Source organism: Nanoarchaeota archaeon, assembly GCA_018897155.1.
Lineage (GTDB): Archaea > EX4484-52 > EX4484-52 > EX4484-52 > LFW-46 > LFW-46.
The window spans coordinates 1-10,455 of sequence record JAHILE010000005.1 but is presented as its reverse complement, the minus strand read 5'-3'; the positions used below and the strand labels follow the sequence as shown (position 1 = coordinate 10,455).

10 protein-coding genes are annotated in these 10,455 nt (G+C 38.7%); 7 read left to right on the top strand and 3 right to left on the bottom strand.

The window, feature by feature from the left end; translation table 11 throughout:
* Nucleotides 1-56: 56 nt before the first annotated feature.
* Entirely contained in the window at nt 57-989 is a 933-nt protein-coding gene (locus KKB09_00480; GenBank protein MBU4299673.1) for a transposase family protein, read from the bottom strand.
* A 20-nt stretch (nt 990-1,009) separates the two neighbouring features.
* Between KKB09_00480 and KKB09_00475 the strand changes: the two genes are divergently transcribed.
* The 3 genes from KKB09_00475 to KKB09_00465 are packed head-to-tail and all read left to right on the top strand — an operon-like array spanning nt 1,010 to nt 2,070.
* On the top strand, nt 1,010-1,207 hold the full coding sequence (locus KKB09_00475; GenBank protein MBU4299672.1) for a hypothetical protein: 198 nt from the start codon (nt 1,010-1,012) through the stop codon (nt 1,205-1,207).
* A gap of 13 nt (nt 1,208-1,220) precedes the next feature.
* Nucleotides 1,221-1,448, top strand: a complete 228-nt coding sequence (locus KKB09_00470; GenBank protein ID MBU4299671.1) for a hypothetical protein — start codon at nt 1,221-1,223, stop codon at nt 1,446-1,448.
* Nucleotides 1,420-2,070, top strand: coding sequence for a hypothetical protein (locus KKB09_00465; GenBank protein MBU4299670.1), 651 nt, complete (start codon nt 1,420-1,422; stop codon nt 2,068-2,070). Before KKB09_00470 ends, KKB09_00465 begins: the two co-directional genes overlap by 29 nt.
* Nucleotides 2,071-2,182: 112 nt before the next feature.
* Here the strand turns inward: KKB09_00465 and KKB09_00460 are convergent, their stop codons facing one another.
* Entirely contained in the window at nt 2,183-3,400 is a 1,218-nt protein-coding gene (locus tag KKB09_00460; protein MBU4299669.1) for an AAA family ATPase, read from the bottom strand.
* 256 nt (nt 3,401-3,656) lie between these two features.
* Between KKB09_00460 and KKB09_00455 the strand changes: the two genes are divergently transcribed.
* Nucleotides 3,657-5,087 (top strand): ATP-binding protein, encoded by a 1,431-nt coding sequence (locus tag KKB09_00455; GenBank protein MBU4299668.1) that lies wholly within the window; start codon nt 3,657-3,659, stop codon nt 5,085-5,087.
* Nucleotides 5,088-5,249: 162 nt separating this feature from the next.
* Entirely contained in the window at nt 5,250-6,683 is a 1,434-nt protein-coding gene (locus tag KKB09_00450) for an ATP-binding protein (protein ID MBU4299667.1), read from the top strand.
* A gap of 69 nt (nt 6,684-6,752) precedes the next feature.
* Here KKB09_00450 and KKB09_00445 read toward each other — a convergent pair whose 3' ends face one another.
* Nucleotides 6,753-8,078: an IS66 family transposase gene (locus tag KKB09_00445; protein ID MBU4299666.1), complete on the bottom strand. Its 1,326-nt coding sequence runs from the start codon at nt 8,076-8,078 to the stop codon at nt 6,753-6,755.
* Nucleotides 8,079-8,484: 406 nt separating this feature from the next.
* On the opposite strand from KKB09_00445, the gene KKB09_00440 reads away from it, so the two are divergent.
* Together KKB09_00440 and KKB09_00435 are read left to right on the top strand one after the other, a co-directional pair.
* Complete coding sequence (locus tag KKB09_00440) at nt 8,485-8,748, top strand: hypothetical protein (GenBank protein MBU4299665.1); 264 nt, start codon at nt 8,485-8,487, stop codon at nt 8,746-8,748.
* A 187-nt stretch (nt 8,749-8,935) separates the two neighbouring features.
* Nucleotides 8,936-10,318, top strand: a complete 1,383-nt coding sequence (locus KKB09_00435) for an ATP-binding protein (GenBank protein ID MBU4299664.1) — start codon at nt 8,936-8,938, stop codon at nt 10,316-10,318.
* The last annotated feature ends 137 nt before the right edge of the window (nt 10,319-10,455 follow it).

The following is a 10,455-nucleotide window of genomic DNA, read 5'->3' as shown; positions in this document are numbered from 1 at the left end:
TAGACCTCTTGCATAATTATAAGGGCGTCAGCCCTTATATCTTTTAATTCCTGATGTTAACCGACAAACTCGTTCAAGTCAAACCCTTGGTTCATCATTGCCCTGAAATTCACCAATCCATAAACAATAGAACTCGCATCATCGTACCTGCTCAATCTATTCCGGAATATGCCGCCCATAATCCCGAACTTCTTTGTCTTTCCTATCACATGTTCAACTACGATACGCTCACGGCTTAGCTTTTTGTTGAATTTTTTATCTTCCTTTGCTCTTGGTTTTCCTTTGGGCTTCTTTCTCGGAATTCTTGACTTTATTTTTGGAAAGTCCTTTTCAATGCCGAGATATCCCAAATCCGTTGTGAGCTCAACATTTTTTGGGATCTTTGGATGCTTCTTTTTGAAAATATCATAATCGTGTTTTCTTCCCCGTTCATAACCTGTTTTGTGCAGTATCAATCCGTTCTGGTTTACCATGAGCTGCGTCTTCGCAGTATGCTTCTTTTTCTTGCCCGAATAATGGCTTTTTCTCCTTCGCTTGTTCTTCGGCCTTGGGATTTGCTGCTCTGTTGCGTCAAGAAATGCTTTCAGCTCGGGATAATATTTCTGGAAATCTTCCATTGTAGTTATCTTTTTTGCTTTTTCGTATAGCTTCTTTGGCAAGGGAATGCACCTTTCAACCAATGGCTCGATGTATTTTATATCTCTCCAGACACTGCTTTGGTCAAGGTTGAAAAGAAATCCCATGAATGTGAAGGAGCAGTATAGGCGATAATACATCAGGAGCATAAGCAGCCGGTCTATAAGCTCAAGGCTGAATTTCCTGCCTTGGCCAATAGCATTTATCCTTTTTCGCCTGCCAAGCCTTTCAGCCTCTGCTTTCGGATATTCCTTTTCGACAAATGCAAACAGCTTATCGAATTCAGGCGCAGTAATGCCTGTAAATGACCTGAAAGAATTCGTTTTTTTATACAGTTTTTCATAGGTTATCATGTTATCTCCCCTGAGATAACATGGTTTTTGGAGTTTATGTGGTTAATTGCGCAAGAGGTTTAGTCTTTTCCAATATTCCGATAAACCTCCGGAAAGAAATCATCTTAGTTGTAGACGACCAACCAATAACCTGGAACGTTGCATACATTGAAATAAAAAACAATACTCCCTTAGGCAAAAAAATATTGCAGAAACTTGTCGAACTTGAAATAGTTTGAATGGTGGTTTATTATGGCGGATGAAAACGAAATTAAAAAGCTGGTGATTGCGAGACTTTCTTCAATGCCGGAGAATATGAAAATATCAATAGGCGCGTATGGTACGTTTGACAAATATGAGCTTATTGAGAATGTAAAACTGAATAATGAGGTCGGAAGGAAGGTAATCGATATACAATTATTTTACTTAAGGTCTATGAAGAGAGGGTTACATGAGCAAAATGCTGATAACGCGGCCTAATCATGACACTACCACAGCGTATCTTTCGAAATGGAGCGAGCATCTGATTAATGCTGCGAAAAAACGCAGAATATCATATTCTGATTTTAAAGGCCAAAAGGCATCAAGAGGCGATGTTGAGAAATACCTTATGAAGCAGAATTCTCCTCTTGCAGTATTTAACGGCCATGGAAGCGATGATACAATTTTCGGGCATAAGAATGAAGCGCTGATAAAAAGCGGAGAGAACGAGCATTTGCTGAAATCAAAGGCGGTTTATTCTGTTTCGTGCAGTTCTGCAAAAGTTCTCGGGCCAAAGGCTGTTAGTGCCTGTGCGAAATGCTTTATCGGATATAATGATGTTTTCATATTTGCATCCGATAAGAACTGTTCGGCAGGTAGAGAACTTGATGATGAGCTTGCTTTGCCGTTTCTAGATTCTTCAAACCAGATAGTTTTGTCGCTATTAAACGGAAGAACATCAGGAGAAGCATACGAAAAATCGCAGGCATTTTTCCGGAAATGGATTGAACATTTCGGAAGCAGTGCAGCGCTTCCCGGAAGCGAGGCAATAGTTTCGTGGCTTATATGGGATAGGTTCTGCCAGAAGATTGAAGGCGACAAGAACGTGTGCATAGACTAGGCAGTTCTGCTTTATATCTCTGTCAGATGCAATAATTACTGCGAAGGCGGCTGCGCTTTTGGGCTGTGAGGGCGGCGGCTGTGAGTTAGTGCTTATCGTACGAGCCAACGGTTTACCACAGAAATCCAAAAAATATTAATGGTATTCCTTTATCTACATTACCGGGTTGTGAAAGAACAAATCGGTTATTTGAAATTCCTTTTAACTGCACTCTTGTCTTCCCCGCCCCGCCTATTTCAAACACAAATTTCTTGTTTTTGTAAAAAACGATATAATCCGGCAATTTCTCACCACGCAGACTCTTCAGATAATTTACATTTGCATCGATATTGCTTATGTGGTGAATAAAAAATTCCTCCCTGATGGCTCCGGCGATTTTTTCGTCCTCTACACCATCTGAAAAGTACGCCCTGAAAGGAAGGCTATATAGAATTTTTGGTTCTTTCATTACATTTGATCCATATGGCATCAATATTTTCAGGAGAAACGCCTGCTCTAATATGTGTATGTATTCCTGAGTCTTGTACTTTGTTATTCCGGCATTGCGGGCTATTAGGGAATAGCTGCACACATCAACGGGCGACCGGCTTATGAATCTTAGTATATTACCTATATTTATTATGTCCTCTCTGTTTAATTTCCCATATATCAAAAGGTCGTGGTTCAGTATTTTCTCGACTATATTGCGTATGGTTTGCGGGAAAGGCGATTCAATGGCCGACGGAAGGGCGCCCCGGACGCAAAACTCATGGAATTCCGGCTCAAACGCATAGATTTTTCGGTAAAGCTCTTTGTAGTTTTTTAAAATATCCTCCAGGCTCATTTTTTCAATAAGCACACTTTTCCTGAAAAAAAGAGATTCCCGGAAAGAGAACGGAGGCATGTTTATGATTGCAACCCTTCTTGAGAGGTCGTATTTGCTTCGGATTATATCGATTGAAGCAGATGACGTAAATATAATCTTTATGTCCAAAAAATCATATATTTTCTTGATTTCCATCTGCCAGTTTGCATGATTATGGATTTCATCTATCAACAGGTATTTTGTCTTATAATTTCTGTTTAGCTCCTTTGCAAGCTCAAAAAGATTTACAGCAGGATCAATCGCATCCGCGCTCGTATAAACAGAATCTTTAAGCTCTATTGCTAACTGTCTTAGAAGCACTGTTTTTCCTACACCCCGAAGCCCGGCAATTCCTATGAAAAGCTTGTTTTCAAGCATTTTTTTTACGTCCTCGTAGACGAACCTCTTTTTGTCAAACTTTGCCGCGCTTTCCTTTGCAAGGTTGTGCAACTCGATTATCTTCTCTATCTGGACTGATGAAACCATAATAAATATTGGCGGAAGAACTATATAAGCATTTCGGCTAAATAGTTTACAAAATGCTATACATTTTGTCAAATACTTTTACAAAATGCAGAAACGAAAGAGCTTTTGAACGCCGGAATATGCTTATATCTCTGCCGGATATAATATTACTGAGAAGAAGGATGCGCGTTTGGGCTGTGAGGGTGGCGGTTGTTTAACGAAAGCTTTATATATTATTATGAATATAATAATTATATGAATAATAATTGGTGTTGTTATGAAGTTCTACGACAGGGAAAATGAGCTGAACGAGCTTGAAGCCGCCAAAAAAATATCTGAGACTCACAAAATACTGATGGTGTTAACCGGAAGGCGGCGTGTCGGAAAAACAGAACTGATTCATCAGTTTTTCTCTAAAACAAAAGGGATGTATTTTTTTGTAAATCCAAAAAAAACGAGTTCAGAGCTTCTTTCTGAGTTTTCATCAATATTATCTTCCGAGCTATCTCTTCCGGAATATGTCAAAATTGACACTTGGGCGTCTTTTTTTAACGTTCTTTTCGATGCGTCAAAGGAAAAAAGAATCATCGTAGCCATAGACGAATTCCAGCGGTTTTTATCCATTGAGCCATCAGTTATTTTCGAAATTCAAAAAGTTTGGGATGCGCATAAAGGCAAATTATTTCTCTTAATTTCCGGCTCGTCTGTCGGAATGATAAGAAAGATATTCATCGAACAAAAGGCGCCTTTGTTTAAGAGAGCACACAATATTTTAACCATAACTCCCTTTGATTTTGAAACAGTCGGATGTATTTTGAAAGATTTCGGCATAACCGACATTGAAGAGCAGATCAAACTATACGCCATATACGGCGGAATTCCTATGTATTATATGTTGATGGGCGATTACAAGATAAATAATACCGCCACATCAATAGAACATCTATTACTCCGGGAAATGGCGCCGCTAAAAGACGAAGTTTCAGATATTTTAATAGAAGAATTCGGAAGGGATGTTCCATCATACTATTCAATCATAACTGCTATTTCGATGGGAAAAAATACTGCCAAAGAGATATGCGATTATGCAGGAATAAAAGAAACTTCTTTTACGCCGTATATTGAAAATCTTTCCAAGGTGCTTGGCATTGTGGCAAAAGAAGCGCCAGTAACTGAAAAAAATCCAGAAAGAAGCAAAAAGGGAAGATATTTTCTGAAAGACAATTTTTTCAGGTTTTGGTTTAGATACGTCTATAGGAATATGAGCGCATATGAAATAAAGAACTACGAAGTAATAAGGGAGACGATACATTCAGATATTTCCTCCTTTATCGGGCAGAGTTTCGAGCAAGTATGCAAGGAATTCGTGCTAAAACAGAATGCCTCGAAAAAGCTGCCTTGCTTTTTTGAAAAAATAGGCCGGCAGTGGGGCAAATTCAAAGGCGAAAAAGGGAAGAATGTTTATGAGATGGACCTAGTTGCCTTGAATGATAACACAAAAGAAATCTTATTTGCAGAGTGCAAATGGCAGGACAAAGTTGATGCGAAGAAGATTTTAGCGGATTTAAAGGAAAAGGCTCAATATGTGCAGTGGAATAATGAAAAAAGAAAAGAGCACTATGCGGTATTCGCAAAGAGCTTTAAAGAAAATATAAAAGAGCCGAACGTTCTGCTTTTTGATATAAATGATCTGAATAAAGTGCTTTAATGTTTCGGGCAGTTGCAGCAAGCGCTCACCGCATGGACCTTGGCGCAGAAGATTGCGCTTTTGGGCGTTAGTTTGGCGGTTGTGAGTGCTTAATTAGTGCAGATAACAGAAAGAGGTCGTTTACAACAAATCTTTATATATTATGCACTACAACATAATGTTATGGTGCATAATGTTAGTATAATAGACCGGGAAGAAGAAACATCTTTTTTGGAATCGTCGTATGCAGAGAGCAAAAGCCAATTAATCGTCCTATACGGCAGAAGGCGTGTGGGTAAAACTTATTTGCTCCAGCATTTTATGCACAATAAAAAACATACATATTACCTTTGCACAAAGGGAAATGAAGCAGAGCAGATAAGGCTTCTTTCAAGGATGATTGGCGAGAGCCTTGGCGACACAGCCCTTACATTGTCGCCTTTTTCCGAGTGGCGTGCGCTTTTCATATATTTGAATGAAAAAGCGCAAAAGGAGAAATTTCTTCTTGTCATAGACGAATTCCCATACCTCATAAATACTAATCCTAACATAACCTCGATTTTTCAGAAATATTGGGATGAGTGCCTTTCAAACACAAAAATAATGCTTGTTCTTTGCGGCTCAAGCATAAACATGATGGAAAGCGAGGTGCTTGCCCATAAAAGCCCTCTTTACGGCAGAAGAACCGGGCAGTGGAAAGTCAGGCCCATGGATTTTGAAAAATCCCTTAAATTTTTTCCGAAGGGAGCGTCTGTTGAAGAGGCGGTCAGGATATATGCAATAACCGGCGGGGTGCCTTTTTATCTTGCAGAACTTGATTTAAGCAAAACGGCATCCGAAAATATCCTTGAGAGAATCGCAAAAAAAGGCAAAATGCTATATGAGGAAGGCGAACTTCTGCTCAAAGAGGAATTGCGGGATCCTTCAACATATTTTTCTATGCTTGACGCAATGTCAGCAGGGAATACAAAGCAGACGGAAATAGCAAACCGTGTCGGCATGCTTTCAACAGCCCTTCCGAGATATATATCGACTTTGGAGCGCCTTGAGTATGTTGAGAAAATTGCGCCGGTAACAGAGCCTAAAAGATCCAAAAAGACGATTTACAAAATAAAAGATAATTTTATGGATTTTTGGTTTAAATTCATTTATCCGAACAGAAGCTATATCGAAGAGGGCAATTACAAAAAATTCAAAGAGATTCTTGGCACCTATTTCGAAAAGCACGTTTCCTTTGCATTTGAAGGCATTTGCAGGGATTTTTTAAAGAAACAAAATGCAAAGAATCTCCTGCCGATATATCTCACAAAAATAGGGACTTGGTACGGATATTACCGAATCGTTGGCGAGAGAAAGCCGGTTGAAATCGATATTGTTGCGCTTGACGAGAAAGGCAACGGAATTATCTTTGCCGAGTGCAAGTGGCAGGACTTGAGCTGCAAGGATGCTGAAAAACTGATTGCTGTTTTGAAAGAAAAAAGCAAGCGTGTCGAATGGAATGGCGGCAAAAGAAAGGAATATTTTGCAATATTTGCGAAAACGATAGAGGGCAAGGAAACGCTTAGAAAAGGCGGCTTTCTTGCGTGGGATTTGGATGATTTAAAGAGAAGTGAATGATTTTGCACCTTTGGAGGTTTTTCGGGAAATTGCCTTATATCTTGCAGGCATTTCAATATTTGTATCTATTTAGCTCCCATTAGTACCTGAATTGTAGTTCTTGAGTCCGTTCTGCACATACGCATACGGATTTTGACCGTTCTTTTGTTCGGTAAGCAAAACAGACATCATAATTTCCCTTGAACGGATTCCAAGAATGCTCCGGTGCAAACCAGAAACTTTTCTTGAAAGAACTATTTTTCTAATATCCCGTTCCGAGCCGTTGTTTGTCGGCTCAACTTCGGGATATTTGAGGCACGTAAACCACTGCTCTTTGTATTTTTCGAGTCGCAAAGCCAGATTCAAAACGGCTTTTGAACCGTATTCTGTTTTGGAAAGTAAAATAAATTTTCGTATCGCCCTGTTTATCCATTGTTTCACAGCATACGTATTTTCCAAATTATTCTTTTTTGTATTTTTGATATATTCATACATCCTGCAAAGAATCTCATATAATTCTTTTCCTTCGGAACTGTATTTTGCAAGATCCCGTCCAGCTACCAAAATATGCGCCCAACATTTTGCATACTCTTTTGCATTGAATTTGCCGTATGCACTGAAGCAATCGCTCAATAAAACGCCGTCAAAAAATTCTCCAAAAACTTCTTTTAAGACTTTTGATCCTCTGCTTTTTCGCATCAAAACAAGAGTATCATTTCCGGCAGAAATATTCCACACCCAATAACGTTCTCCGTTGAAAGAATAGCCGGTTTCGTCGCTTTTTGCATATTTTGATTCGGATACGTTTTTCCAGATTTTATTAAATTCAGGTTTGAATGTTTTGGCATTTCTATAGATTACGTTTTGAATTCCACCGACACTGACAGGCATTTTAAACCCGCTTGCACTTATTGAACAAAGCCTGTCAAACGGAATAGTGCCTTTGTAATGCAATAAAGTCCATAAAGCAGAAATATTCGGTCCGAATTTGCCTTCAATCGGCATTTCAGAATGAGTTGTTGTAAAACGTGCTTTGCATTCTTCACATTGACAGTCAAAATAAGTGTAAGCTGTTGTATGTTTTATCATTTCTATATCTTCCACAGTCTTTTTTCTCGGTTTTAAAATTCTGAGTTTTACCCCATTACAAATTGGGCAAGAAGTTGGATTAATTATTTTTTCACTATCCGGTTCGCTTGTTTCTCTTGTTGTACCTGGGTGTCCGATAGGCGCACCTTTCTTTTTCGGCTCTTTAGGTTCGTCAGAAACAGTTTCTTTTATGATTCTTTTTGATGACGGAATAAACGAATTTGTGCAAGCAGTTACGATTTTTTCAAGATCCTTACAACGTTTTTCAAGGTCAGCAATTCTTTTTTCAAGCAATTCTACTTCTTTTTGAGAATATTTATCGCACAAAGTTTATCTCCCAAAATAATTATGGATATTCTAGTATTTCTGTTTTTCGATACTGAAGTATATACTTTGTCTTGGGTGGTGGTGAAAGTCAGCTAATCAGATACCAATATTTAAAGCGCGGGTTATGCTAGGGTTTGTGTCCGGATACGCCCAAATATACAGAACATACATAACTGCAAAAGGAAATATAAAAGAACTCGCACTCATAATCCTTGCGCAGAACCGATGCGCTTTTGGGCAGTGAGTGTCTTTCTTCTTGGCCCGATTTTGCATATATAAAAATAACAGCCCAACTTCTATAAGATAATATATGCCGTGGAAAGGGATTTAAGCAGCCTTGTTAAAAGAGGCGTGCTTATAAGAACCGGTAAAGGAAAACGCGGGCTGAAATATATTTTACCGCACGATGCGGCAAAAAAACATCCCACAAATCCATGATTCAAAGGGGATAAAAAGAGACGGTTATTATGCAATAGATGATTTCATGCGAAAAAAAATCAACGGCTATATCAGTTCAATAATGGAAGAGTCCGCACTGATAAAGGATGGCGGAATGCTCTTCCTCGCATCATTTGCAGGGAGCATCTTCCTCTTCATAGCAAACGGACCCGAAGGATTCGGCAATTTACAACCGAAGGTTGTAAAGCCGAGAACGAGCGAAGCGAAGTAAACGGATTTCAAGGCCGTTTTATCTTTGTTCTTGTTCCTTTCCGCGCTGATTGAATTCGGCGCAGGTGCCACGCTTACGAAATATATCACGAAGGGAAACATCAGCATTAATGGATTGTTTTAATAGTATGTATATAATACATACTAATATAGAAAGATTTAAATAGTATGTTTAACATACATAATGTATGAAAAACATACCGTTTATTGATAGAGAAAAAGAAATGGAAGTGCTGGAAAGAACAAGAGATAAGAATTTTTTTATGATTGTCCGAGGCAGAAGGAGAATAGGAAAAACAACATTATTGAGGAAAGCGTTTCCGGACGCAATTTATATATTTATCTGGCCGAATAAGTCGCACTCATGGATCGTCAATCAGATTTGCATTGAGTACGGACTCCCCCAATTTCAGAACTTTATCGATATCGTAAAGTATCTGCTTGATAAAAACAAAATAATAATTATTGACGAATTTCAAAATTTTTTGAATGTTGATAAGTCAGTTTTTGGAGAAATGCAAAAGTTAGTCGATGATAGAATGATGAAAAAAGAAAATACCCGAATCATTGTAAGCGGTTCAAGTTATTCTCTGATAAAAAAAATATTCAATCTCGAAGCAGCCCCTCTTTATGGGAGGCGGACGAACGAAATGATTCTCCAGGAGCTGCCTGCAGAGAAATTGCTGTTCAAAATGAGCATGGAGGAGTTCATAAAAACATGGTCAATTTTTGGCGGTGTGCCTTATTATTATACCCTTTTGGACGAAAATATTCCTGTAGAGAAAATGATAACCCGGATGATCGAAGAAAAAGATTCTATGCTCATGGATGAAGGCAGGGCGGTTTTATCTGTCGAATTTGGCGGGGAATCAAAAACATACAATACAATCATTACAGCAATTGCAGAAGGCAAGACAAGATTGAATGAAATCTCCACGCTTTTTTCAAATAAGAAAGGCGAAACCATAAAATATCTGGATCTTTTAAGAAAAGAGTTCAATTTAATTAAGCGGGAAACGCCGATACTTTCAGACCCGAGAAAATCCAGGGAAGGCACATATGCCATAAATGATAATTTCCTCTCATTCTGGTTCTATTTTGTGGATAAGCAACGGGCTTATATGGAGCAGGAACGATTCGATGAAGTAACCGCATTTTTTAAAGAAAACTTTCCGAAATTTGTAGGAAAAAAATTCGAAAAATTCATAATCTACATTATAAGAAATAAGATTATTCTTGCTGATTTCGGCTTTATAAAATTGGGCAGGCAGTGGGGAAGGATACACGGCGCTGATGACGGGAAAAACCAATATGAGATAGATATCGTTGCGTTGAACGGCAAACAAATGCTTTTGGGAGAATGCAAATGGCAGGAAGATGTTGATGCAAAGGAAATCCTTGATGGGTTATGGCAGAAAGCGTCATATATAGATACGGAAAACAAGTCGATGCATTTCGCAATCTTTGCAAAAAGCTTCTCATCCAAACCCAAAAGCCATAATGAAATGCCTGTTTTGTGTTTTGACCTTCACGACATTGAGAAAGCAATAAGAAAGCAGATGATCAAATGAAAGCGAAAATCAACGGCTATATTACTTCGATAATGGAAGAATCCGCACTGATAAAGGACAGCGGAATGCTCTTTCTTGCGGCTTTTGCAGGAAGCTTGTTTCTGTTTGTTGCGAATATCATGCTTTCCAAGCAGTTC